Genomic DNA, 25,324 nt, shown 5'->3' on the forward strand with positions numbered 1-25,324 from the left:
TTCTTCATGAATGGACATAATGACTAATATAAAAATCCATTGTAGAAGGTGTTTTGACTTGGCTAATATCCAAAAACGTGGTGATAATTCATGGTTCTTAACAGTTAATGCTGGTAAAGACGCTAGAGGAAAATACGTTCGTTTCACAAAAACCGTTCATTGCCGAACAAAACGAGAAGTGGAAAGCGAATATGCTAAATTTCGGATGGAAGTGGAGGCGGATGAATATGTATCGCCTCAAAAACTAACATTTGGGGCGTTCGTCGAAGAATGGAGAGATAAGTATGCCGTAAAGCATCTGGGATTCAAGACGTTATACACATATGACTCTAATCTTAAGACCCGAATTCTTCCGTACTTTCAGCATCTAAGACTGGAAGAAATTAAACCACTTCACATTTTAAACTATCTGAATCAGCTCGAAAAGGCAGGTAGCCGTGGAGATAAAAAAGCAGGAGGCTTAGCTTCTGGAACAATCGAAATTCAACACCGTATCTTAAAAAACATACTCAAACGTGCAGTGGAATGGAGAATTATTAAGCGAAACCCGGTTATCGATGTGCAGAAACCAAAGGTCAATGCAAAAGTGATCGTCCCCTATAATGAAACAGAAGTTGAACAAATGCTTCGAGCTTTGCAACGAGAGCCATATCACTGGAGGGTCATGGTTACTTTAGCTCTTACAACCGGATTGCGGCGGGGCGAATTACTCGGGCTGGAATGGAAGCATCTTGATTTCAACAATGGGATTTTGGATGTGTCACAATCACTGATTCATGCTCTTAAAGGTGAGGTCATTGTCAAATCTCCCAAAACAAAAAAATCTATTCGGAAAGTAGCGTTACCAAGTTCTATGTTAAAGGAGTTGAAAGAATACTACGCTTACAGAATGCAAGAACGAAATGACGTTGGCGATTCATGGTATAGCGGAGATTGGTTTTTTATGTTCTCACATCCCGATGGACAGCCTTTTCACCATGAGCGTCCCTACCTTTGGTTTCGACAGTTCATAAAGAAAAATGGCTTCCGGTACATTCGGTTTCATGATCTCCGGCATACCTCAGCCACGATTCTGATAAACCAAGGCGTTCATGCTAAAATTATTTCTGAGCGACTTGGACATGGAAGCATCGCCACCACTATGAATATTTATGGACATGCGCTCCGTACTGCCGACCAAGCTGCAGCTGATAAGTTCGAATCGTTTTTTACATCTGATGCTGCAAAAGGACAATAAAGAAGACGCACAGGAGTTTGGAGTTTCCTGGCGTCTTCTTTTCTCTCTGGGTTTATGGAAGAATACATATTTTCAGAACACTCCCACTTTGACTTGCGCAGTCTGTGTTAGCGGTCCCTTATCCTCACATAAATCAGCTTTTGGATCAGCCAGCTCAAATAATCTCCCTTTGAATTAATTAATAGAAACCAGCCACAGTATTACTCAATGATGACTTTATCTCTTTTTACAAAAAGCTCTACATTCGTTTGATGTTGATTTTCGACCAGAATAAAACCACTATTGTTATGCGATTCATTGAAACTATTGAACGTTTCCCGTTGGCCATAGGTTATTTTCGGTTCAACGTAACATTTATTAGGGCGAAGTTTAAGGGAGGCGTCCCAAACGCTATGAAAATGGTTGCTTGGAACGCCCTATTTCAGGAAGTTCTTTGGGGTAATAACAAGTAATCGAAAAGACTGCTACGTAATTGATTATTTCCAAAGATAATTAGTTACATTTCAGATATTCTTTTTTCCAACAAATTGTAATTAGCGAGATTTTCGCCTGGAATACAGCCCCCTTTATTCCAATGAAACAATCTTCATCACCGTCTCACTATCTAATGGATCTAAATGTGCCAGATCATTTCGTGCATTGTATAACAGCCTAAAGGAACGATCGTCATCCGAACTTCGGAAACCCTTTATTTTAAAGTAATAGTACCACATATGTCGCAGCTCCATATCCTCTGGGGATTGCAATACCTTGTCAAAATCATCCCTTTGCGGCAACACGCTTTGCAGTTCGTCACTGTATCTTTCTATAAAGCAGCGACGCAGTCTCTCTATAATTGGAAACACAATTTGGATTTGTGCCTCCCATATAATTGAATAAACGAACTGCGGATGCTCAACAAGCTTTTTCGCTTTCTCGTTGTTAGAAGCCAATGTTTGCAGTAACTCCATAGTATCATTCGCAGCTTCTTCAATAGCTAGCCTGCTACAAAGCTCAGGGTCGATTCCAGACATTCTTGAGGCGAGTTGCGTAATATAGTTACGCAGTTCTAACTTCATCCCTGGTCTATCGGCGATGCAATAGGAGGCAAACAATTGCATGTCATAATTAGTAATGTAATTGTCCCATTTTATCAATTGCACACCTTTACGGCTAGCCACAAGTGGAAGTGATACGCTGTATGTCAGAATGATTAGACCGTTTCTTTGCGAACTGAACTTGGCATATTCAATAGCAGTGTCGATCCATTCCTTCCTACGATTCGTTTCTCGCACAATTAGTACTCTGCCTGCAAGTAAATTGTTTCTGGCTATATATTCAGGTCGAGTTCCATCCATCGGATGATATTCAGTTTGATTCGCATAATGATACATTAATGACTCACCTACATCCTGAGCGCTATTCCATTCATCAGCCTGAATCTCATCTATATGAAGACTGCTATCCCATTGCTGCAGCCTTTCACTGAGCAAATGAAGAAATTGCTCCATGTACGGAGCCTCCTCAACAAACAAGACACGATATTTGCTAGTTGCCGACACGGTATCTTCAAGATACCGTGCAGCGCCAGACACATAATTCCACCATAGTGATGGTTTTTCCATGCTAGTTCTCTCCCAACTCGCACAACTGATAAAACAGATCATCCTCACTGCTGCCAAGCATCTGGAAGAAACTATACCGATTGAATACGTAATTGGCTGAGCCGCGTGTCTCACAGCGGATAATGTTTAGCTCATCCATTTCTTCAAGTAGTGCCTTTACGCTATCTTCCGGCAAGCCGGCTATCTTATTGATGTTAAATTCTCTGCAAATCCGAATAATATCCTGCGCAGAAGAACTACGACCAATTCCAGCCTCATAATAACGGTAAGCAATCGCCTTCGCCAAGATATCATACAAATTGTCGGTATCAAGTTGTAACGTAATCCGGAACTTATTTTCAATTTCTGAAAGCAACTCTTTTTGCCCCAGCAGTGTCTTGATATGTTTCTCGTCAAGTAGATAAGGTGGATTCGTATTCTCGTTATAATTGCCATTGCGATAACTATCGGTAATCGCTTCAATCAATTTTTGGCAATAAAGATGAATTAGGCCTGGATAATAGTTTGTCTTAGCAAGAATTAAGCTAATGATATCCTCACCATTTGCTTCTATTCGAAATCCGAGATATTGCAAAGGCCGAAGCAGCAAGTCACGAGCATCCAGATATTGCAACGGTCGAATTGTGATATGCCCCAAATGAGCAAGTACGCTATTACCGCCGAGCCGTCGCTTGTCAAATCGAACTACGTCACGCAATCCTGCAAGAACAAATTTGAATTGACCATTGAACGTGTCCTTAAGCTCCTTAAGAACCTCAAGCGGTCGATTTTGATTGCTCTCGCACGCTTCTAGAAAAGCATCAGCCTCATCGAGCAACAGCATCAACTTGTGAATCGGACGATCCTTAGCATTGAGTTTTACACGAAGCGCTGTTCGCAAGTCATCCCATGTCTTGCAAGGTTGTGCTAATAAATTTTCACTCATTAATTCCTCACTTATGCTGCGAAGGGAGTCATCGACATCCTTATCTCGCAAATCGACAAAGATTGCAAATCGTCCTTGGTCGGGGTCATGTTCACGGTTCCTCGACTCTCGTAACAGTGCTGTTTTGCCAAGTTGCCGTCCTCCATAGACAAAAACCGGACCGTTCATAATCCTGATTTTTTCCAGTTCATCAGCTCGGCCGATAAACATCTCTGGTGGGATACCACCGACTGGGATATAAGGCTGAATTTTACTAGATGGCAAAGCAACCATGAGAAAAGCATTACCGCGATCGGTTTGACTATATCCCGACAGAAATAATGCCATAACTCTGTCAATGACAACAATGATTTCCGGGATTGAGCGTAACTTTATTGACTTGGCCAAAAGCCTACGATCAGCTAGTGGTAGCGCATAATCCAGTACTACAATTGTTCCCGCACCATTTCCCGCTCCGCGCTTCATGACGTCGTCCAGAATACTGTCTGCTGTACGTACGCCAGCTAGCGCCAATACACGAATACCTTTTTGTACAGCCTCAGTTCCAAACTCCTTAAATGGATGTGGATAGTGCCCTAACTGAGCATCACGAGCAGATGGAAACACATAAAATTCGTTTTCGCGACCTTTCTCAACCCGTTCCACTTTGTGAAATAGTAGTTGTTCCATAAACTCACTAATTTGCTGCGGCTGCAGCTTATACCATAACTTGATGAACCGCTCTGCGCTAGCCGTATTACGGTTTTTCTGATTAGGAAACAACAGATTCCGAACCGATTGATCGTATGTACGATACAAATCTTCGCCCTTATGGGCATTGCAACCATTGAAAAGCATTTGGTAGCGTTCAAGAAAAGACTTGTGAATATCGCTGTCCAGCACATGAATTGACGGAGTATCCTTTTGACCGCTTGCTGCTAGCTGAATATAATCCTCTGCAACCGTCATATTTCGTTTGTCCAACGCACGCTCAATTTTGTCCAGAATCGGCCATTGCCGCAATACATCTTCGTCGCTAATTTGATCATCACGATCTCCATTTAAAAGAGTATCCTCTTTCAAAGCCTCCAGCCGAATTCGAGTTGCCTCCATACGGGTGTCAGAACCTTGTTCAATTTGAGTACGGCATTCATTAAGCATCCTTTTGAAAAAGCCGACGTTAAGCGTTTTTTCTGCGTGCTTCTTCGCCGCTTCCGCAAGCTTGATATAGCCATACATTTCATCATTGCTAGCCATTTGGCCATAGTTTTGAGCTAGTTCTACTTCCGTCCTGAAGTCGTCATTGTACTTCACAAGTTGCTGTGGGGCCTTTTTTCGCGTCTCTTTTACCATTGATTCATTTGGCCATTCTCCAGCTCGTTTGGTGATCAAATCGTACATTCCCATGTCGTAATTACGCAGGGCTTGGCTCGCCGCCTCTTCCCACGTTCGTAATTCTAGGCTACAATGCCGAAGTAAACGCTCCCAAAGGCTATACCCTGCAACTGGCTGAAGTGTCTGAAGCAACTGCTTGTCTTTTATAGGCAAATAGTCAGCATCTAGCTCTATTTCTCCAGAAAGCAGCAACGGCTCATAAAAGTACTGTTTTGGATCAACAGATTTATCTACAAAGACAGATTGAAAGTCATTAATAGTTGATTGGAGTAGCCTGTACCCTACACCATGTAATACAATTTGCTGCTCATCAAGCTGACGCATTGCTTCAAGCATTAGTTCTTGCAATTTGCTGCGCGTCTTGCTAGCCGTCTCAGGAGAAATATAACTTCTCCCACGCTTATTATCTACCGCGTTACGGCAAGCATAATAGGTTAATAGTGGCTCCGTTGCTTCACGCAGCCAGTTTCGCATCCGGTTGCGCAAGGCACCGGTAAGCATGGTGCTTTTATCATTGCTCGACCAGTTGTTCATACTAACCCAGTGTCTATCCAGAAATTGCTCCAGCTTACTATCATCTGGTTTAAGGTCAAGACTACCCAAGTCAACAGAAAGATCTGTCTCTGTGAACAATTGACATACAACACGCAAGTCATCTAACTGCATATCGAACGCACCCTGCAAATGACGCGTCATAACGCCACTGTTGCCATATAGCTGCATGACCATTTGCTTAATCTTCGGATGATTGATCTCAGACATAGTATTACGTGGAAAAATGCTTGTAAGCGTCTCGCCAATGCGCTTTTCCACCTGCTCTAACGCCAGATTAACACCGAGTTGATCGCGAACGTCAGATGATGCGCAATACTTGATACTAATGTTATGGCGATCGATAAACTTCCAAAAATAACTAATTAGTTGCTTGATACCAGAAAATTGTTCTAAGACACGACTCGATAAATCGCTATTAATTTGCTTCCATCGATTGTTTAACCGATAATCATTGGGATCTTCAGGCTCGAAAAAAATCCTCAGCCACATAGCCGCGTTGAGACAATCGTCGAGTGTTTCGAAGTCGCCAAACGGTAGGTTTATTGGCATATCGGCAAGCATATGCCAGTCCTCATCCCTACAAAGTGGATCATTTAAAATAAATGAAACTTTGTCGCGCAGAACCTCTACTTCATTTGAATGCTCAGCAGCCTCATGGAGTAACAACATTCCTTCGGCATAACCACCTTCCGCCAATCGGCTAAGCGCCGTCTCTACAATGAGCTTAAGGTCTTCAGCTTTAATCGAAGCTGATACTTCAAACTGTGGCTGTACTTGAACCTCTTGCTGAGATTGCGTTGCTTCAATTATTACGGATGTGTTAACTTTAGATGTACTTAAAGCCAATACTTCATCCAGTGAATCCAATCCCTCATGGCTCATCGCTGAGGTTTGCACCATTTCATGCGGTTCCCTATGAATTTCATCCGTAGGAACTGCTGAATCATCTGTTACACCGTTGTCCACATCTTCTTCCAGTTCGAATAGAACAGTTAGTTGGTTCATTGCTTCACTATTTCCAATGATAATATCTTGATTTTCTATAAATATGAAGTACGTCTGCCTCTCTGCAGAAGAAAGCCTTTCAACCCAATATCCGCCTTCATCCTTCGAGTCGACTACAACGATTGGAGGGAAGTCGTTATACATACTGACTGTATCAATCATTCTTTTCAAATCCGCTTGCGGTTCACTTGCATCAAGCATTCCGGGTATAAGCAAATATTTTTTTTCCGTCTGCTTATCGAAAAATTCTCGATGTGGAAATGGCAACATGATCGTATGTGACATTGACAGACGCTTGGGCATCCGCTTACTCAAAGCTTGCACCGCTCGATTGATCGACTGTAACCGGAATGGAGCTACGGCCACATTATCAGCATTCAATACCAGCGGATCTTCTTCAGCTTTGACGATTAGTCTCATTTGGGAACGCGTCTGTAGCAATTTCCTACTGGATTCCTTGCGAAATGCCGCTGCTCCATATGCACTGAGCGTATAGAATACATCGGATTGTTCCATTAACATTATAGTATGCTCAGCCAGATAGCCTTTTTGACATAGTTTACGAAATGTAACACGCATAATGTCTGCGGGATTGCTGGATGACGTATCAGTACTATCGACCGGATCTCCCATTAACAATTCCAGTTGGTTGTCCGCTACAACACCATTGTTATACAAGTAACACATAACAAATGCAGCCAAACGAGGCATTAACGACGCCTGTTTTAAGTCTCCTTCAAATTTATTGGCAGAGAAGTTATCGGCATTCTTCTTTTTTTCGATGCATTCATATTTAACTATAGAAAAGTTAAACAAGCTTCGCGGAATATCCGCAAAATCATCAGCTATTTTTGAATTAGTAGTCTCTTGCTCATTTTGAGTGAATGAGTTCACAATTGTGACTTCAGAAAATTCAGAGTTATTAATAGGCAAATTCGTAGATAACATTAAACCTTCTGACGTCGAATTACCTATATCGTCAGTGGAAAGCCCCGATGGAATTTCTGTGAATTTTAGGCCAGCGGTTACTTCCACAAAATCTTTTGGATTTATGCTGCCGCCCTTATCTTCCTCTATTTCCTCTTCCCGTTCTTCATCGGTACACCCTACTAATCCAGCGCTTATAAATTCATTACCGTCCCCCAATAAATCACCCGTTGGCCATATAAGCCATCCTTGTTCCAGTGCCTGACGGGTAGCGTAACCTATTGACTTAGTAATCTGTTTATAAAGCTCTGGACGGTCAAAGTTTTCCTCTGGATTACGAATAAGCCGGATAACTTTCTCATAGATTCCACTGGCCACCACAAGTTCTTCGTCGGATAATTGCTGAAGCATGCCCTCCGCTTTCGTTTGATGCTGTACAAATTCATAAGCGGCCTCATCATCTAAACACTGCAAACGATTGAATGATAAAATGGATTGTTTGGCCTCTTCAATCCGCTGTTTGAGCTGGGAATTATGCTGTATAGCTTCTGCAATTTGAAACAACTCGCTCATTGTAGCCGGTTTAATATATTCTGGCGTGATAACCTCAAATATGTCGTTCTGTAATTGAAGCACGGAAGACAATAATACGGAGATTTCTTCTTTCTTCTTTACTTCCAACATAGCGTCGGATTGTAACAAAGAATACGTTTCTTTCAATTTTACACCAGCATCATTGCGAGCAAGTATCAACTGATCATTTAAAAATTTGATATTATCACCATAATTCCCCATGCGATTCCAACCTTCTACAAAGTAATGGTTTTTTCTATTTTCACTAATTCAAAAAAATTCAGATGACTAATGTTTGAGAAAACTGTTCTAAAGACAACAATGGTCTATACAAAAACGGGACGTATACTTAATTATGAACTGCTAGATAGTTGATATAATCAAATAGCGGATCTCCACGTATACCCATTAAATTCGCCTCCACATTATTCTCACCGCAATAACAATGGCTGAGTCTATTGTACCAGTTTAGTGGTATTTTTTTCTATATATATATCCTACAAACTTCGATGCTTTGTTTACACTCATCTACTCTTTGACCCCATTTTTTACGAGCTTGTCCAATCCCCGATGGGCAGGTTCAACACTCTACTCAGCCGCTCACCATTCCCGCAAAGCAAGACCCTAATGCACCTGATTGTGAAGAGGATCACGCTGGATGACGGGAAGTGCTTTGGTAGCGTAGAACTCACTCTTAATGAAGAGACTGATAATCATTTTTTAAGCATCGCCCATTCCGCTAACAATATGGCGAAATGGACCTTTCTTTTAGCAGAGAAAGACCTGATACTGAATCACTCACTAACAGTTGCACTCTGACACTTTTGTTTTAAATTTATGGGGCATTGTTATCTTTTTTTCCTACCCGTACCATAATTATCACGAGCAACGCAACGATAAGTAGTAATGTACCCTGTAACCAGTAAGCTGAACAATAAGCAACCACTAACTCTCCTATTATCACAAAGGCATTAGGGAACAATGCAACTGCAAGCATAATGACGAAACCAACCCACCAGATATTATTCTGAAACCACCGCTTCATTTTCAGGTACCCCTTCCAAATAGCACATTGTCCTTACACTCCGAATCATACAACATGCCATATATTATAGGCGAGGGATACAATATTAATTGTTAGCGCTTTCATATCAATGATAATGCGACATCTGTATTTATTACAACTCATAAAAAGTTGTAATATTCACATATTAAAGTTGTTTATTTTTCAACAATTTGATATATTTATTGCAAATATTACAACTTTGGAGGATGGTATGGCTGGAGGACGACGCCGTGTACGTAATGTATATTGGGGCGCTTTTGTTATAGATTGGTTTAAGCATCTGCAAGACCATGAGTTAAGTGCGGCTGACTATCGAATACTCTTCTACTTATGTGCAAAGATGATAACCGACGACAACAGAGCCTATGTGAGACAGAAGGCGATTTCAATAGATCTTGCAATGGACAAGGGCAATGTTTCCAGGTGTTTGAAGAAACTATGTGCTAAGCAATTCATTGCAAAAACGGACGGCGGTTACATGATAAATCCACATTTATTCTACGCAGGCAATGGTGTTGGATATCGTGATGATCTACGTGATGATTTTGATAATCTGCTTAATGAACGCCCCCGTTTCTCCATGAATGAAGACGAACATACACTAATTGAATACCCTGAATGATTATGATCGTTCCCTGAACAACGGATTGATTCTATTTTAAGCTTGTGCTTAGACGTATTTCACCCTACTTATGATAAGGTTACCTTTACTTAATCTTCACATCCTCCCTGTTAGTACGATCGGCCCTCCTTGGACAGGTGTAACTAAGGAATGAGAAGTCATTGGCCCGGTCATTAAGTTCCTAACACTAATAGCCTGCTGGACTGCAAAGATACTGCCATCCAGCAGGCTTATTCTTTATGTTTAGGGACGGGGGGCAAAGAATAAAATAGGACAAGCTATTCGTACTTTTCTACTTTGGATCTCAATTCAATACTTTTATTATCTATACATCTGTTACAACCATATAAGTTTCCAAATGAAACTAAGCAGCCTGAGTCACTATGTATACCGAACTCAGGCTGCTTAAATTTTGTTTTGTACATGTCTACCTGACAGGGATAACTTCAATTCCTTGGTGTCTTCTGTTCTTTTAGGCTGCAACTCGGTAGTTTTTCACATCAATTTTACATCAAGCCTGTTCTCCGCTATCTGTATCACCAAAGATTTTAATCTGTACCATATTGAAAATCCAAGTAAATAAAAGGATTTCAACTCACTGTGCCACTCTTAACCAACAAAGCCACCGACTCCACATGCACCGTATGCGGGAACATATCCACCGGAGTGACCTCCGCGGTTCTGTACCCGCCATCTTCCAGGACCCGCAAATCGCGGGCCAGGGTGGACGGGTTGCACGATACATACACCACACGCTCCGGCTTCATCAGCAGGATTGTCTCTAATAACCTAGGGTCGCAGCCCTTGCGCGGCGGATCGACGACGATAACATCCGGGGTGATGCCCTGCTCTTTCCACGCAGGGATAACATCCTCAGATGCACCGACTTCAAACTTCACATTGTTCATGTGGTTAAGCTTCGCGTTCGCGCGGGCATCCTCGATTGCCTCAGGCACAATTTCCACGCCGTAGACCTGGTCGGCATGCTGGGCCAGGAACAGGGAAATGGTTCCGATGCCGCAGTAGGCGTCGATTACGGTCTCGCTGCCGGTTAACGCAGCGTAGTCCAGGGTTCTGCCGTACAGTACCTCGGTCTGTACCGGATTCACCTGATAGAAGGAGCGCGCTGAAATGGCGAATTGCACATCTCCGATATAATCGTAGATCACATCGCTGCCCCATAAGACGCGGGTATCGTTACCGAAGATAACGTTGGTCTTCTGGGTGTTAATGTTCTGGCAGATGCTCGCCACTTCAGGAAGCTGCTCACGGATACTGCCGAGCCAGGCATCCAGATGCGGGATATCCCGGCCATTGGTTACCAGCACCAGCATCATCTGCCCCGTGCGGAAGGCCTTCTTCACCACAACGTGGCGCAGCAGCCCGCGGCCGGTCTCTTCGTCATAGGCGGTAATGCCAAGCTCACGGCCTAGGCTCTTCACGGTGGCGACGACCTTGTCATTATCTTCATGCTGGATCAGACAGGTCTCCATGTCGATGATCCGGTGGCTGCCGCGTGCGTAGAAGCCGCCGACCAGGCCGCCATCGGTCACGCCAATTGGCACCTGAGCCTTGTTGCGGTAACGCCAAGGCTCGTCCATGCCAAGGGTAGGCAGGACGCGGATCCCTTCAGCTGTTGCGGCATTACCGTCAGCCGCACCCGCCACCTGCAGCTTCCCGATCCGCTGCAGGTTGTCCACCACCAGCTGCCGTTTCCACGCCAGCTGGGCGGTATAGTCCATATGCTGCAGCTGGCAGCCGCCGCATTGATCATAGATTGGGCATGGCGGCCCTATTCGGTCGGGGCTGGCCTGCACCAGCTCCATCAGCTTGGCATAGCCATACTGCTTCTTGGTCTTCAGCACTCTGGCGCGGACCTTCTCACCGGGAAGAGCACCCTGCACAAAAAGGGTAAAGCCCTCTACACGGCCTACCCCTTCACCTTCATGGGTCATGCCGATAATATCGAGCAGGACCTCATCATTCTTATTCACTGGCAGTCCGGCGACAGAAGCCGGCCCTTGTTCCCGGCGGCTTGCGCTGCGCCCGCTGCGGTGTTTACTCATGTGTATAGGTTCACTTCTTTCATTATCTTCACTATTAATCTTGTTAATTATTCTGCGCGAAGATCCGCAGATGATGCGGCAGAATACTGAAATTGCCCGGCAGCGTGCCGCCGAGTTCGCCGTCCAGATTAAGCTGGACGTAGCCTGGGGAGGTAACCTCCATCGCATCCGTGCGGAAATGGATAACCTTCTTGTCATTCAGATGATCGCCGCGGATCGTAAGCCGGACCAGCCGGATGAATTCGGCCAGGTTGCATTTCTTGACGGCAATTACGTCGAGCAGACCGTCATCGATTCTGGCACCCGGAGCCAGCTTCTCGAAGCCGCCGACGGAGTTCGTATTGGCGATCAGGAAGAGCATGAACTCGTCATGGATCATCTCTTGGCCGTTCGCGCGGATGTACAGCTCCTGCGGAGCAAGGCTGGCCATCTTCTCAATACCCTTCAGGTAATAGGCAAGCTGGCCCATCATGGTCTTCAGCTTACTGGGAACCTCATAGGTAAGCTCCGTCAGCTGGCCGCCGCCAGCTATATTAATGAAATAACGGTCATTGGCTTTGCCGAGGTCAATCAGGCGCGACTCCTGGCGCAGAATCAGGTCGCAGGAATCCTCCCAATTCTTCGGAATGCCCATGGCCCTGGCAAAATCGTTGGTAGTCCCGAGCGGTAATAAGCCGAGCGGGGGAAGGTTAGGCTTCTCAGCCATCCCGTTGATTACTTCATTGAGCGTACCGTCGCCTCCGGCAGCTATGATCAGATCATACGTACCGCGCTCTACAGCCTCAGCTGCGGCTGCTGTGGCATCGCCCTCTCCGGTTGTTGCATGACAGGAGGCTTCAATGCCGCCAACATCCAGCCGGTCTAAAATATCGGCGAGTCGTCTTTTCATTTCTTCCCGACCAGAAGTGGGATTATAAATCAATCTCGCAGTTTTCATTACCGGAACGCCACCTGTTTATATAATGGATAACCTTACTGATTATACCCAATTCAGGACCCCACAAGCAATGTCAGGGAGCTTTAGAGGATTATATTTATACTCCCGCGCAGCGCCGAAGACCCCTCAGCCCGGCAGAAAGTATAGATATATGTATGCGGCGGCGGCCAAAATAAATACTGGACGCATTCTATTTTTTCTATATAAGCTGAACTTAAAATACTAACTTCAAGCTCAATCGTCACTACGGTGAATATCCGGTGACTGGGCACGCCGCTTCCGTAGCGAGCTTTCCTGCGGAAAGCTTTCAGGCGATCGCTAACGCTCCTACAGTTCCAAAATCCCCTTCGATCCTTCTCGCATATGTTATTTTCTAACCCCGGCACCGCAGACGCAGCAGCGCCGCCTCCACCTGCCGTTCAATCCAGCGCGGCAGCAGCGGATGCGGCAGCAGGGTCTGGCCGGAGTAGGCATATTCGAGCCCTTTCAGCCGCTGCGGAATAACAACCTTGGTGAAATACCCCTCACTTAAAAAGAGCGGAGCCACCAGTACATCATGGCCCTGCTCCTGCCAATACTCCACTCTGCTTCTTACGCTGTCCGGGTTCAGCAGCCCGTAATCGGCCGCAGCCAACCCGCTTATTTCCCGTACCCGCGCCGCGAGTGAGGAAATCCCCTGCTCCCAGCGCTGCCGGAAGCCCTCATGCCTGCTGCCGTGTCCGACAAGCAGCAGGGTCTCCCGCTCCGGATTCTTCGAGAGTTCCCGGAGCTTATCCCAGATCATCAGCGCAATGTCCGGATCGTCGTCAACGGGATAGCCGAAGTGAATCTGCGCTGTAACCCGGAACCGTTCCAGATCCGTCTCCCGTTCTGGAACCGGCTTAGCGCCCAGTGCATACTCTATCTCATCGATATGCGTACTGCCGGAGGACACAAACAAGGGGATCACAATAATATCTGTGACCCCTGCATGTTCCAGCTCGTCTATACCGTCCTGAATCAATCGTCCTTCTACCAGCTCCAGGAAAGATACCGCCACGGGAATCTCTTCCCCCAGCGATAAATGACTCACGGCTTCCTCTACGATCGACACCCAGGTCTTATCGCGGGAGCCGTGACTGATCATCAGCACACCCGGCTGCATCAATTAACGTCCCAGACGTTCCAGCGTGAGCTTGTAGCCGTCATTGCCGTAGTTCAGGCAGCGCTTCACACGGGAGATTGTTGCTGTGCTGGCACCTGTTTCTGCTTCAATTTGATTGTATGTAGACCCTTTGCCCAGCATCCGCGCGACTTCAAGGCGCTGCGAGAGCGATTGAATTTCGTTCACCGTGCACAAATCATCAAAGAACACATAGCATTCTTCCATATTTTTCAATGTTAAAATAGCCTCAAATAATTGATCGATACTTTTATCGTTTAGCTTCTTAAGCTGCATCGTTAATCATCCCCTAAAAGTTTGGTCAGCATTAGCATCACTGATTAAGCTTCGTACAAATTAGATACTCGGAAGCATAAACTTAATGTGACTATCTTGCCTCTACTATATTGCACTGGAGCACATTTTTCAAGCATTAACGGTTTCACGCTGTAAAGAACGAAAATGATGGACAAACGTCCACCCCGGGCGCACACCACTAATGGAGCTTACGGCCTTCTTCCTCTGATTCCTAGGTTCTACCGCCTTAACTATAGTACTACAAAACCTCACGAAATCAAGCATGGACACGGTTTCTTCACTTCCGGAGGGTACTTGTAGGCATCCGCCCTTTTCCGCTAGTATCCCGGTTACCCGGGCATTCGTCTATACCGTATGTTCGCCCATGACATACAGTATAGCAAACCACTAACGAAGGAATGTGATATTATGCCTGAGCATTACTATAATCATTCCCGCAGGGAAGGGCGTTCACTGGCTGAGCCGTACAATCCGTCACCCTATCCGGGCCTCTCTTCCTACGCCCCTGCCCCGCTTCCCGGAGAACCCGGAATACTGCCTGCCTTCGGTGCTGAAGCTGCCGATACTGCACTTGTTGTGCCCGCTGCCGAAGCTGCTACTGCGAAGGCCGGGGGTCTGCTGGGCGGGCTGGGCAACCTCGGGAGTCTCGCGAATATGGAGCAGATCAAGGGAATTGTCGACCGGATGGGCGGGATTGACGGGATCGTCAACTCCATGGGCAAGGTACAGAAGGTTATGCAGGGCTTTTCGCAGATGGCTCCGATGGTGAAGCTGGTGATGGGCGGATTCGGCAAAGGCAAGGGAAGCGCAGCGGGAGCACTTGCGGCGGAAGAAGATGCGGCACTGTATACCCCCAAACGGCGCAAAAAAAGACGCCCAACCACGCAGCGCCGCAAAAATACCTCCAAAAGCCGCAAAACCGGGGCCCCTTCCTCTGTTAAGCGCCGCCGTTCTTAAGCGGCGGCGTTTAACACGCCTTCTCTGTCTGCTGCCAGACCGCTGTATTCCATGAATACCCATGCGTCGTCAGTCACAATCATTCTTGTCTACCGCCGGTGCTTGTCCAGATTTCAGCACAGGTTCACTTAAACCAGCCGCTCCGCCGGAACCACCTGAACATCCCTACTCCCAGCACCAGCATCAGCAGCAATACCGCGAAATAACCATAATCCCAGTCCAGCTCCGGCATTACCCTGAAGTTCATCCCGTAGATTCCGGCGATCAGCGTCAGCGGCATAAATACGGTAGTGATTACCGTCAGTGTCTTCATAATGGAATTCATCCGGTTGGAGTTGAGCGAGATGTAGCTGTCACGCAGATCGGCGGTCATTTCCCGGTCAACTTCAATCATGTCGGTCAGCTTCAGCAGATGATCATAAATATCACCGAAGTAGATCCGCTCCTCCCCGTTGCTCTGCACATGCTGCGAGTTGACAATCCGGTACATCAGATCACGCATCGGCACGATCGTCCGGCGCAGCTTGAGCAGTCTTCCGCGCACGTTGAACACCTGACTCATCAGCTCTTCCACCGATTCACTGTCACTCTTGCTCTCCAGATCTGCCAGTTCATCCTCCAGGGTGTACAGTGACGGGAAATACCTGTCGACCAGCTTGTCCATTACCGTGTAAGCTGCAGCCATCGGCCCGCCCGACCAGCCCTTACGGCTATGAATTTCAGCTTGAACCATCTGCCACGCTTCCTCCATTTCCGATTTATTCTGGTGATGGTAGGAGACGAGGAATTTTTTGCTGAGAAAAAGGTCAACCTCTTCCGCCTCCAGCGTACGCTCATTAAGCGCATGCAGCACAAAGAACTGCACATCCTCGTAGTAATCCAGCTTCGGACGCTGCAGCACATGCATACAGTCTTCAATGGCCAGCGGGTGAAAATGAAAATAAGTGTCCAGCAGCAATGTCTCTTCTTCCGTAGGCATGGCAAAATCCGCCCAAATCCAGGCATAGTCATCCAGCACTATACTCTGAAGCGGCAGGTCAGTCAGCACCTCGCCCTTATGTGTTACCGCAAGCGTTCGTATCATATATGAGTCCTCCACCTTATCCTGCTATCCGCACGGCAACATCCCGTTGCCTGTCGGCCTGCTACTATTGTAACGCATGAGGTCTACTATTATGAAACTTCTGTATCCGCCCGGGCTCCCGTTATCTCAAAAAAATAACCGCCAGTCCGCTGGGCAGCGGTTCCGGAGGTTTATTTTTCGCTTCATTTTCCGTATCAATTCCGTTCTAGCGGCCCATCCCCTCCAGCACTTCCAAATGAAGCACCTGCAGGAACTTCTTGATGTTCACCTTCACCTTGCCGGTGTCGCGCCCCTGTTCAATCTCTTTCATCTTCAGGCGCACTTCTTCAAAGTCGAAATACAGCGGCGCATAATGCTCGAACTTCGGATTGCCGTAATCCGTCAGACCGATGGAAGCCAGGTTCGCCAGTCCGGCCGCGAGCGCGCGGCGCAGCCGCTGTTCAATGGCTTTGACTTCTTTGGCGGCATCAGCCGGCACCGGCTTGTACGTAGCGGCAGCCATTTCGTATAATTCCTTCAGCGGCGGAAGGCTCCCGCTGTTCCCGCCCGCTACCGCCAGCTCCATGATGGTGATAATATCCCTGCTGCCGTTCTCCGAGATCATTCCCATATTCATCAGTATCGGCTGGATAATCTCCTTGACGGAACGTTTGCCGGACGGCATCTGCGGCATTCCGAACTGCAGCCCCTCCAGCTTGCCGAGCGTCAGCTTGATCTCATCCAGATAACGGCCCATCGCATAACGTTCATTCACCTTGTACAGCACAGATTCGACTTCAATCTTGTTGATCGGCTTACGGATGAAGAATTCAATTCCGCTTTTGTATGCGCGGCTGACCATATCACCATTCTCAATCTGTGAGATCATCACGAACTTGGACCGGCAGCCCTGCGCCTGAAGGGAAATGATCGTCTCAATACCATCCTGGTCCGGCATCAGCAGATCCATCAGCACAATATCCGGCGTCTCACTCAGGATCAGGGCTACCCCCTCCTGCCCGCATTCCGCCGTACCCACCACTTCGCCAAGTCCGCTATCCTCAATAATATGCTGCAGCATTCTTCTTGCCGACGCGTCGTCATCTACAATACAGAAAGAAAGCGGCATTCTCTATTCCTCCTTCCGCAGCTTTGCACTCGGCACAATAATCTGGAACATGGCCCCTCCGGCATGCGACACCGGCTGAACGGTAATCGTTCCCTCGAACATATTCACTATATCCCGTACATGAGAGAGTCCAATCCCCGTAGCGGCGATTCCCTCTTCATCAAATTTCGTAGTAAAACCCGGCTCGAACAGCAGCTCCAGGTCACGCTTATGAATCCCTGCCCCGCTATCGGTCACTGTAAAAATGGTCATGCCGGCTTTCTCATAAGCATCCAGGTTGATGCTGCCTTTACGTTTGATGACTTCCACCGCATTGGCGGTAAGGTTGTTAAGCAGAGTCAGCAGAGGAATATAACTGTCGGTTGTGTAATCGGAGGTAATATGAATATGAAAATCGATCTGCTTGCCCAGCATTTCGGCGTATTTGGCATTGCTCTTGACCGTGAACCGCAGAATTCCCGATAACGGCATATCAGCGGTGACCTCGCGCTCCACCAGCTTCACAAGCCCGGCCAGAATCCGCTGGGAATCCTTCTTCACCTCATGGATCTGCTGGGTGATATCCAGCACCTGCCGGCTATACGGCTCCGGTCCTTCCCCTGCCTTCAGATTGCGGTACAGCTCGAAGCTGTTTAGCGTCACATTCTCCAGTGTTCCGATGGATTTCTTCAGATAGAATACTTCGCCGTACAGGCCGGAGCCGAATCCGAGCATCTGCTCAATCCGCTCATTCTGCTCACGCGCCCTGATCCGCATCTGGCTGACCGAGATACTACTGTATACCCCGGTTGTGAAATACGTACGCAGGACAGCAATCGCCATCAGATAAGTCCACTCGTTCAGCCGGAAGGAGGCCGAATCCAGCACAATCAGCCGCGTCAGCAGCTCCATTTCATTCGACAAGAGATCGATTACTGCGGCAACAGCGCCCAGCACCAGCGGATGGAAGGTATCCAGCCGGCTTTTGATGGCATGCATCAGCAAGGCGAACACAATATAATAGACCATCGCGGAGAAATGACTGTTCAGGCTCTGCTCAAACGTCAGTCCGCTTCCTTCTACTGCATCCATTGCCGTGCGGAACAGCAGAACGACCACACCCGTAGCAATGCCTGTACTGATATACGGCAACTGCCTCATTAAAAGCAAAAACAGCAGAAAAGCGCTGCTGCCCATAGCAATCCGGAAGATGTCGCCATCAAACGGATTTATTTTGAATTCACCGGCTACAGCCGTAACGGCCGCTACCAGCAGAATCTGTGCAACTCTCATTCTCAGAATAGATTGTCCCATCGCCACTGCTCCTGCCTAGAGATGTTGACAACTATAGTATCATACCCGCACTTTATTTTATACGGCTTTGCCCCGGTCCCGCTCGATTTATGCTGTTTTGTTCTCAAGTCTTCTGGAGAGCATCGACAGCAGGAAGTTTACGGTGAAATAGATCAGTGCCACAAGCGCGAGCGTCGGTATCGCATAGCCATAACTGTGCCCGATTACGATATTGGCATTGTGCATCAGCTCCGGCAATGAAATGACTACCGCGAGTGAGGTATCCTTCAGCAGCGAAATGAACTGGCTGACCAGTGGCGGAACCATCCGCCGCAGTCCCTGGGGGAGCACGATATGCCACAGGGTCTGGAAATTGCTGAGACCGGAGGAACGCGCAGCCTCAATCTGCCCTTTATCAATGGACGTCAACCCGCCCCGGACAATCTCAGCGATCATCGCCGCCTCGAATATCGTTAGTGCAGCAATCGCCGCCGTTATCAGTCCAAGCTTAATCCCTACCTCCGGCAAAGCGAAGCGGATGAAGAATATGATCAGCAGCAGCGGCAGATTACGGATCAGCTCGACCAGGTAGAACATCACCGGAGACAATACCGGCACTTCCGAGTAGCGGATGACTCCAATAATACAGCCAATAACAAAACTCAGGATGATCGATACAAAAGCAACGATCAGCGTAATATACAGTCCGTCCAGCAAAAACTTCAAATTATCGGCGGAGTATGCACCAATAAAATCCATGATATCCCTCCTTTATGCTTTGAGTGGCTTCTTAATATTTGCGCTGCAGTCTGCGTTCCCACACGCGTACGCCGTAGCTGAGCGGAAGGGTAAGTACCAGATAGAACAACGCCACGAAGATGTAGGTGTCGAAGGTACGGTAAGTCTCTGTTGAGATACTGTCTGCAAAATACATCAGATCAAGGCCGGCTACCAGCGTCAGCACCGAGGAGTTCTTGATCAGGTTGATGAACTGGTTGCCGAGCGGCGGGATAACCAGCTTGATCGCCTGCGGCAGGATGATATGCAGCATCGTCTGTATGTAGCTTAGGCCGGATGAACGCGAGGCTTCCATTTGTCCCTTGGGAACAGCCATGATTCCGGCGCGGATCGCTTCGGCGATGAAGGCCGAGGTGTATACCGCAAGTCCGATCGTTCCTGCCTTGAAGCCGTCCAGCGTAAAGCCCAGAGCAGAAGGTCCATAATAGAAGATGTACACTACAAGCAGCAGCGGGATATTGCGGATGAACTCCACATACGCCGTTCCGAACCAGCGCAGCGCTCTCACAGTAGTAATGCGGAAGACCGCAATCACCGCTCCGATCAGGAAGCTGCCGATCAGGGCCAATACACTGGACAGCACGGTGCCGTAGAACCCTTCCATATACAGCCCGAAATAATTCGTTAATATTGAAAATTCCATAGATTTCACCTGCCTTTGCCCAAAGATGAGTTCATTCTTGCCCCACATAGGAATCCTTCCTATAAACAAGTAGAAACGGCAGTGCCATCCTCATGGGATGGCATCCGTTTCTGCGAGTAATATAAGGCAGGTTGTTAAGTAAGCTGAAGCTTAGCACATGCTTATTTCGCTGGAGCTTTACCAATCCATTTCGTATAAATGGCATCATACTCACCGTTTGCTTTCAGTTCAGCCAGTGTATCATTCACGGCTTTAACTACATCGGTGTTGCCCTTTTGTACTGCAATGCCGTAAGGCTCATCGGTGAACGGCTCGCCTACAACTTCATAGCCCGGGTCCTGCGAAGCCATACCGTACAGAATCGCATCATCCGTAGTCAGTGCATCGCCTTGGCCGGCCTTCAGGGCGCTGAATGCATCCTGATAGTTATCGAATTCAAGCACGGTTACACCCGGCACTTTTTCTTTGATATTCTTAATGGAGGTTGCGCCCTTGGAGCCCAGGATCTTCGTATCCTTCGTTACGTCATCCAGTCCGGTAATCGGGCTGCCCTTCTTCACCAGCAGGGATTGGCCTGCCTGGAAATAGACGTCGGAGAAATCAACTTCCTTCTTGCGTTCTTCAGTGATGGTCATTGTAGCTACAACCATATCGATTTCGCCGTTATTCAGCATCGGAATACGTGTCTTGGAGGTAACTTCCTTCAGCTCAATCGCGTTCTCGTCACCCAGAATTTTTTTGGCGATGGCTTTGGAGATATCAATGTCGAAGCCCTCTACGTTGCCGGATGCAGGGTCCTTCAGACCGAACAGGCGGGTGTCGTACTTCACGCCTACGAGCAGCTTGCCGCGTTCCTTGATCTTGGCAATCGCCTCAGAGTCAGTAGCCGTTCCTGCAGCAGCGTCATTCCCTCCGGCATTGTTCTTGGCATTGTTGTTGCCGCAGCCGGCAATCACGAGCATAGCCGCAATCATCAGTACACTTAACATTTTGAAGCTTTTGGACATTTTCATTTCTGTTCCTCCCCTGAATCCTATATATTTGTTTAATGACTTAATACACGGCTGAGAAACGTTCGTGTCCGGTCTTCACGCGGACTGGCGAAGAATTGCTCCGGCTCCGCTTCTTCCACGATCTGTCCCTGATCCATGAAGATTACCCGGTCGGCCACCTCGCGGGCGAAGCCCATCTCATGGGTAACGACAACCATCGTCATGCCTTCGCGGGCCAGGGTCCGCATAACATCGAGTACTTCCCCGACCATTTCCGGGTCAAGCGCCGAGGTCGGCTCATCGAACAGCATAATCTTCGGCTTCATCGCCAGCCCCCGGGCAATCGCCACACGCTGCTGCTGTCCGCCGGACAGCTGTGAAGGATAGGACTGTGCTTTATCGGCAATCCCGACCTTTTCCAGATAATACATCGCCGTCTTCTCGGCTTCCGCTTTGCTTAGTCCAAGCACCTTAATCGGCGCGAGTGTGATATTATCGATTACTTTTTTATGCGGGTACAGATTGAAATGCTGGAAGACCATTCCGATTTCTTTGCGCAGCTTGTTGATATCTGTCTTGCGTTCATTTACAGTTATACCGTCAACGGTCAGTCCGCCGCTCGTAATAGTCTCCAGTCGGTTAATGCAGCGCAGCATAGTGCTCTTGCCGGAGCCGGAAGGACCGACTACGACAACCACTTCCCCTTCCTGAACATGCAGGTCAATGGCTTTCAGTACATGGAAATGTCCGTAATGTTTGTCTACCTGATGAAAGTCGATCAACGACAGGGCCTCCTTTGTATATCATTATGTGTTTGTCAGCTATGGTAACACTTAAAACACACCTTACTTTAAAGACTACCGAAAACTACAAAAAACTACGAAAACCTTTAATCACTCATGTCATTTTCTTTTCTAAATGTGACGTATTTCATTTTCTTTTTACGCCTATTAATGTTTTTTATCAGTTCGCTGTAACTTATTGTGACATTCCTCTCTTGAAAAACCAAAATACTCCCCGCAAAATCAAGAAAAGCCGGAAACACAAAAAAAGCTGGAAACACAAAAAAAGATGTCCGCAGCCATTCGTGGCTTCCGCGACATCTTGTACGGGCAATCTATTCAATTCAAGTCTAGAAAAAGAGTTTGAAGATTACTCCCGCCAGCACTGCGCTGATCGGAATGGTAATAAACCAGGTCACCACGATACGTCCGGCTACTCCCCATTTCACGGCGGAGAAGCGTTTGGCTGAGCCTACCCCGAGGATTGCAGAGGTAATGGCATGTGTCGTACTTACCGGCAGATGAAGCAGTGTAGCTGTGAAGATAACGGACGCGGCCGAAATATCTGCTGCGAAGCCGTTAATCGGTTCAATTTTGAAAATTTTGGTACCCATAGTCTTAATGATCTTCCAGCCGCCGATGGACGTTCCGAGCGCCATGGATGTTGCCGCTGCAATCTTAACCCAGAGTGGTACATGCATAGTGTCGAGCCGTCCCGATGTTACGAGGGCAAAGGTGATAATCCCCATCGCCTTCTGGGCGTCATTCGTACCATGTGTGAAGGATTGGAGCGCCGCCGTAATGATCTGCATGGAACGGAAACCCTTGTTCACGGTATGCGGACTGCGCTTTGCAAAGATCCACTTTAGAATCATCATCACAACATAACCGATGGCAAATGCGATCAGCGGGGAGAAGATCAGCCCCTCCACAATCTCAATGAAGCCATGCCATTTCACATTCTCCGAACCTGCACCTACATATACCGCTCCGGCCAAAGCTCCGATAAGCGCATGGGAGGACGATGATGGAATCCCGAGCCACCAGGTTACCAGATTCCAGATAATCGCCGCAATGAGCGTCGCAATAAGAATATCTATCCCGTTATCCAGGAGTGCCGGGTCAGCAATGCTGCCGCCGATCTTCTTCGCTACGCCTTCAAACATCAGCGCACCGATAAAGTTCATACTTGCTGCCATCATAATGGCTGTACGCGGCTTCAGCGCGCGTGTAGAGACTGAGGTAGCGATTGCGTTGGCTGTATCATGGAAACCATTGATAAAGTCAAACGCCAGCGCAAGAAATATAACAAAACCTAGTACATATATAGATGTATCCATATTTCAGAGCCCCTTATGAATTGCGCATGATGATCGATTCCAGCATGTTGGCTACGTCTTCACATTTATCCGTGGTCGTCTCCAACCGCTCGTACAATTCTTTGCGCTTAATCAGTTCAATCGGGTCTTTTACAGTTTCGAACAGGGCCTTCGTACAGATACGAAGCACTTCATCGCCTTGGTTCTCCAGATCATTCAGACGGATCGTGTATTCACGGATCGCCAGCAGCTTCTTCTGGGAGAGCAAATGAACCGCTTTTTGGATTTCATACGCACTTTGGCGCAGAATTTCCGCGAACTGGACGATATACTCATCCGCATCCAGCAGGTTATACATATAGAAACGCGAGGCAGAAGCCTCCAGACCATCAATAACATCATCCATGCTTGTGATCAGGTCCATGATGTCGTCACGTTCCAGCGGCGTAATAAAAGTTTTGTTCAGTTCCTTGATGACGGTGTGCGTGTAGGTATCGCACTGGGATTCGTATTTCTTCATCACCCCGGCGAAATTCTCAACATTGTCCTGGAGAGTTGAAATATTCTGAGCGAAGTAATCTGCCGCCTGAACAATGGTATCGGCCATGTTTTCCAGCGTCTCAAAGAATATATCCTTTTTTCTCAACTTCATTAGCTTTAAACCCCTTTACATAAAATTGCCGTGAAAACGTGAAGCCACCCAAATGTAAACAGCATGAAAATGAATGACAACCCTTGTTATCTTATCATATCAATAGAATGGATAGAAGTAAAAAACCGAACTTTTTTACACTATAATAACAATTCCCTGTAATTGCGAAAATAATCATATGAACGGTTAATTATCCGGTGCTTATCAGGTGGGACTAGGTGCCAGCGCATAATCGACATGGCTGCCGAAGGATGGACTGTTCGGTACAATCAGAATATGCGTTATGCCGGGGTACATCAGCGCTTCCCTGCCGTCTTCTTTCACGAACCGGATGATGTCTCCGGGCCTGCGCGACCATTTGCCGGGAATCGCTACTCCGCGCTGAAACAGCAGCGCTTCCCCGCCCAGCTCCACATCCACCTGCAGCCTGCCGACATCATCGAGCACCTTATGGTCAGAGCCCATTACGATTACGTTCGCCGCTGCCACCGGACTGTTATTATTCAGATCCAGATGCGGTTTGCCGTTCACCCAGCGGACATAGGTGCGCTGCTCAGCATTATATTTATACCCCACCGTATAGCTCTTCAGCAGGAAGCTTACATTGAATTCCAGCGCGGGCTTCCCCTCAGTAGGCGCATAATCCGGATCTATGAAAAGCAACCCGGGAACCTCCACACTTTCGGCAAATCCCAGCTTCCCTGCACCTTCCCGCAGCTTGGCGGCATTGCTGTATAGATTATGCGGGGCTTTGCGCTCCTTGTCCCGCCAGAAGTAGGCACCTGCACGGCCGATCTCGTCCATGTCCTCCTTCTTCTGCTTCTGCAGAATGGCGTAAGCCGCCGGACTGCCTCCCGCATGCACAGTCACACCGCCGTAGCTCTCGCCAATGTCGAGCAGATAAGGGCGGATACTGCGGATCGGGCCGATCTTCACCACCCCGGTATGACTCTGGAAGATTCCGATCAGCCGGGTAATTCCGCCCTCCGCCAGTACTTCGTAGAGGATATCCGCTTCGCTGACTCCGGATTGCGGCCGGGCAGCCGGGGCATTATTGATCATGACTGCGAGCGGCCGGGGCAGCGTTCCGTCCGTAGCCGGAAGCCCCGTTAATCCGGATACTATTCCCGCTGCAGGCGCTATTGTCGGAGTGGGCTGCGCAGCTTCTGTCGGCTGGGGTTCAACAGTAGCTGCTACTGTAGTCGGCACTGGAACCGTTACTGCATTCTCTGTCCCGCAGGCGGAGAGCAGCGCGGCAGCAAGGACGAAGACTGATATAGGACGGGCTGAAGACCGGTTTATCGTCATAAACTTGTTGTTCCTCCTAAAGTTTTGTCAGTAAGCTTTCTTTCATTTAATCATAGCTG

General features: G+C 47.7%; 19 protein-coding genes. 3 read left to right on the forward strand and 16 right to left on the reverse strand.

What is annotated here, in order from left to right:
• Nucleotides 1-58 precede the first annotated feature (58 nt).
• Nucleotides 59-1,237 carry a tyrosine-type recombinase/integrase gene (locus NYE33_RS00505; protein ID WP_341064396.1) on the forward strand — a complete coding sequence of 393 codons (1,179 nt, stop codon included), beginning with the start codon at nucleotides 59-61 and terminating at the stop codon, nucleotides 1,235-1,237.
• A gap of 566 nt (nucleotides 1,238-1,803) precedes the next feature.
• On the opposite strand, the gene NYE33_RS00510 is transcribed toward NYE33_RS00505, so the two are convergent.
• Both NYE33_RS00510 and NYE33_RS00515 read right to left on the reverse strand, forming a co-directional pair.
• Nucleotides 1,804-2,841, reverse strand: coding sequence for a hypothetical protein (locus NYE33_RS00510; RefSeq protein ID WP_341064397.1), 1,038 nt, complete (start codon nucleotides 2,839-2,841; stop codon nucleotides 1,804-1,806).
• A gap of 1 nt (nucleotide 2,842) precedes the next feature.
• Nucleotides 2,843-8,422 carry an AAA family ATPase gene (locus NYE33_RS00515; RefSeq protein WP_341064398.1) on the reverse strand — a complete coding sequence of 1,860 codons (5,580 nt, stop codon included), beginning with the start codon at nucleotides 8,420-8,422 and terminating at the stop codon, nucleotides 2,843-2,845.
• Nucleotides 8,423-9,417: 995 nt separating this feature from the next.
• Here NYE33_RS00515 and NYE33_RS00520 point away from each other — a divergent pair.
• Complete coding sequence (locus tag NYE33_RS00520) at nucleotides 9,418-9,888, forward strand: helix-turn-helix domain-containing protein (protein ID WP_341064399.1); 471 nt, start codon at nucleotides 9,418-9,420, stop codon at nucleotides 9,886-9,888.
• Nucleotides 9,889-10,478: 590 nt separating this feature from the next.
• Here the strand turns inward: NYE33_RS00520 and rlmD are convergent.
• The 4 genes from rlmD to NYE33_RS00540 form a co-directional block, all read right to left on the reverse strand.
• The gene (gene rlmD, locus NYE33_RS00525; RefSeq protein ID WP_341064401.1) at nucleotides 10,479-11,954 is read right to left on the reverse strand and encodes a 23S rRNA (uracil(1939)-C(5))-methyltransferase RlmD; all 1,476 of its coding nucleotides are present in this window, start codon (nucleotides 11,952-11,954) and stop codon (nucleotides 10,479-10,481) included.
• Nucleotides 11,955-11,997: 43 nt separating this feature from the next.
• Nucleotides 11,998-12,891, reverse strand: coding sequence for a diacylglycerol kinase (locus NYE33_RS00530; RefSeq protein ID WP_042133438.1), 894 nt, complete (start codon nucleotides 12,889-12,891; stop codon nucleotides 11,998-12,000).
• A 373-nt stretch (nucleotides 12,892-13,264) separates the two neighbouring features.
• Nucleotides 13,265-14,035 (reverse strand): sirohydrochlorin chelatase, encoded by a 771-nt coding sequence (locus NYE33_RS00535; RefSeq protein ID WP_336103557.1) that lies wholly within the window; start codon nucleotides 14,033-14,035, stop codon nucleotides 13,265-13,267.
• A gap of 3 nt (nucleotides 14,036-14,038) precedes the next feature.
• Nucleotides 14,039-14,329, reverse strand: coding sequence for a YerC/YecD family TrpR-related protein (locus NYE33_RS00540; RefSeq protein ID WP_019913624.1), 291 nt, complete (start codon nucleotides 14,327-14,329; stop codon nucleotides 14,039-14,041).
• 429 nt (nucleotides 14,330-14,758) lie between these two features.
• On the opposite strand from NYE33_RS00540, the gene NYE33_RS00545 reads away from it, so the two are divergent.
• A complete protein-coding gene (locus NYE33_RS00545) occupies nucleotides 14,759-15,307 on the forward strand; it encodes a hypothetical protein (protein WP_042133435.1) in 549 nt (182 codons plus the stop codon).
• Nucleotides 15,308-15,431: 124 nt separating this feature from the next.
• Here the strand turns inward: NYE33_RS00545 and corA are convergent, their stop codons facing one another.
• From corA to NYE33_RS00595, 10 genes are all read right to left on the reverse strand, one after another.
• Nucleotides 15,432-16,391: a magnesium/cobalt transporter CorA gene (gene corA, locus NYE33_RS00550; RefSeq protein WP_042133434.1), complete on the reverse strand. Its 960-nt coding sequence runs from the start codon at nucleotides 16,389-16,391 to the stop codon at nucleotides 15,432-15,434.
• Nucleotides 16,392-16,596: 205 nt separating this feature from the next.
• The gene (locus NYE33_RS00555; protein WP_039298308.1) at nucleotides 16,597-17,499 is read right to left on the reverse strand and encodes a response regulator; all 903 of its coding nucleotides are present in this window, start codon (nucleotides 17,497-17,499) and stop codon (nucleotides 16,597-16,599) included.
• Between the two features lie 3 nt (nucleotides 17,500-17,502).
• A complete protein-coding gene (locus tag NYE33_RS00560; RefSeq protein WP_341064403.1) occupies nucleotides 17,503-18,792 on the reverse strand; it encodes an ATP-binding protein in 1,290 nt (429 codons plus the stop codon).
• Nucleotides 18,793-18,879: 87 nt separating this feature from the next.
• Nucleotides 18,880-19,530, reverse strand: coding sequence for an amino acid ABC transporter permease (locus NYE33_RS00565; protein WP_042133429.1), 651 nt, complete (start codon nucleotides 19,528-19,530; stop codon nucleotides 18,880-18,882).
• A gap of 31 nt (nucleotides 19,531-19,561) precedes the next feature.
• On the reverse strand, nucleotides 19,562-20,212 hold the full coding sequence (locus tag NYE33_RS00570; RefSeq protein WP_039298474.1) for an amino acid ABC transporter permease: 651 nt from the start codon (nucleotides 20,210-20,212) through the stop codon (nucleotides 19,562-19,564).
• A gap of 161 nt (nucleotides 20,213-20,373) precedes the next feature.
• A complete protein-coding gene (locus NYE33_RS00575) occupies nucleotides 20,374-21,225 on the reverse strand; it encodes a glutamate ABC transporter substrate-binding protein (RefSeq protein WP_039298300.1) in 852 nt (283 codons plus the stop codon).
• Between the two features lie 32 nt (nucleotides 21,226-21,257).
• Nucleotides 21,258-21,986 carry an amino acid ABC transporter ATP-binding protein gene (locus NYE33_RS00580; protein WP_076248059.1) on the reverse strand — a complete coding sequence of 243 codons (729 nt, stop codon included), beginning with the start codon at nucleotides 21,984-21,986 and terminating at the stop codon, nucleotides 21,258-21,260.
• 350 nt (nucleotides 21,987-22,336) lie between these two features.
• Entirely contained in the window at nucleotides 22,337-23,326 is a 990-nt protein-coding gene (locus tag NYE33_RS00585) for an inorganic phosphate transporter (RefSeq protein WP_039298295.1), read from the reverse strand.
• 13 nt (nucleotides 23,327-23,339) lie between these two features.
• On the reverse strand, nucleotides 23,340-23,957 hold the full coding sequence (locus tag NYE33_RS00590) for a DUF47 domain-containing protein (RefSeq protein WP_039298293.1): 618 nt from the start codon (nucleotides 23,955-23,957) through the stop codon (nucleotides 23,340-23,342).
• A gap of 204 nt (nucleotides 23,958-24,161) precedes the next feature.
• The gene (locus NYE33_RS00595) at nucleotides 24,162-25,265 is read right to left on the reverse strand and encodes a DUF3048 domain-containing protein (RefSeq protein ID WP_341064405.1); all 1,104 of its coding nucleotides are present in this window, start codon (nucleotides 25,263-25,265) and stop codon (nucleotides 24,162-24,164) included.
• Nucleotides 25,266-25,324 lie beyond the last annotated feature (59 nt).

It is taken from the genome of Paenibacillus sp. FSL R10-2199, from assembly GCF_038000235.1.
Lineage (GTDB): Bacteria > Bacillota > Bacilli > Paenibacillales > Paenibacillaceae > Paenibacillus_AQ > Paenibacillus_AQ phytohabitans.

Bases quoted from the DNA above. Each gene is read 5' to 3' on its own strand.
- NYE33_RS00510 (WP_341064397.1), bottom strand. From the start codon at position 2,841: ATGGAAAAACCATCACTATGGTGGAATTATGTGTCTGGCGCTGCACGG.
- NYE33_RS00515 (WP_341064398.1), bottom strand. From the start codon at position 8,422: ATGGGGAATTATGGTGATAATATCAAATTTTTAAATGATCAGTTGATA.
- rlmD (WP_341064401.1), bottom strand. From the start codon at position 11,954: ATGAGTAAACACCGCAGCGGGCGCAGCGCAAGCCGCCGGGAACAAGGG.
- NYE33_RS00530 (WP_042133438.1), bottom strand. From the start codon at position 12,891: ATGAAAACTGCGAGATTGATTTATAATCCCACTTCTGGTCGGGAAGAA.
- NYE33_RS00535 (WP_336103557.1), bottom strand. From the start codon at position 14,035: ATGCAGCCGGGTGTGCTGATGATCAGTCACGGCTCCCGCGATAAGACC.
- NYE33_RS00540 (WP_019913624.1), bottom strand. From the start codon at position 14,329: ATGCAGCTTAAGAAGCTAAACGATAAAAGTATCGATCAATTATTTGAG.
- NYE33_RS00545 (WP_042133435.1), top strand. From the start codon at position 14,759: ATGCCTGAGCATTACTATAATCATTCCCGCAGGGAAGGGCGTTCACTG.
- corA (WP_042133434.1), bottom strand. From the start codon at position 16,391: ATGATACGAACGCTTGCGGTAACACATAAGGGCGAGGTGCTGACTGAC.
- NYE33_RS00555 (WP_039298308.1), bottom strand. From the start codon at position 17,499: ATGCCGCTTTCTTTCTGTATTGTAGATGACGACGCGTCGGCAAGAAGA.
- NYE33_RS00560 (WP_341064403.1), bottom strand. From the start codon at position 18,792: ATGGGACAATCTATTCTGAGAATGAGAGTTGCACAGATTCTGCTGGTA.
- NYE33_RS00565 (WP_042133429.1), bottom strand. From the start codon at position 19,530: ATGGATTTTATTGGTGCATACTCCGCCGATAATTTGAAGTTTTTGCTG.
- NYE33_RS00570 (WP_039298474.1), bottom strand. From the start codon at position 20,212: ATGGAATTTTCAATATTAACGAATTATTTCGGGCTGTATATGGAAGGG.
- NYE33_RS00575 (WP_039298300.1), bottom strand. From the start codon at position 21,225: ATGAAAATGTCCAAAAGCTTCAAAATGTTAAGTGTACTGATGATTGCG.
- NYE33_RS00585 (WP_039298295.1), bottom strand. From the start codon at position 23,326: ATGGATACATCTATATATGTACTAGGTTTTGTTATATTTCTTGCGCTG.
- NYE33_RS00590 (WP_039298293.1), bottom strand. From the start codon at position 23,957: ATGAAGTTGAGAAAAAAGGATATATTCTTTGAGACGCTGGAAAACATG.
- NYE33_RS00595 (WP_341064405.1), bottom strand. From the start codon at position 25,265: ATGACGATAAACCGGTCTTCAGCCCGTCCTATATCAGTCTTCGTCCTT.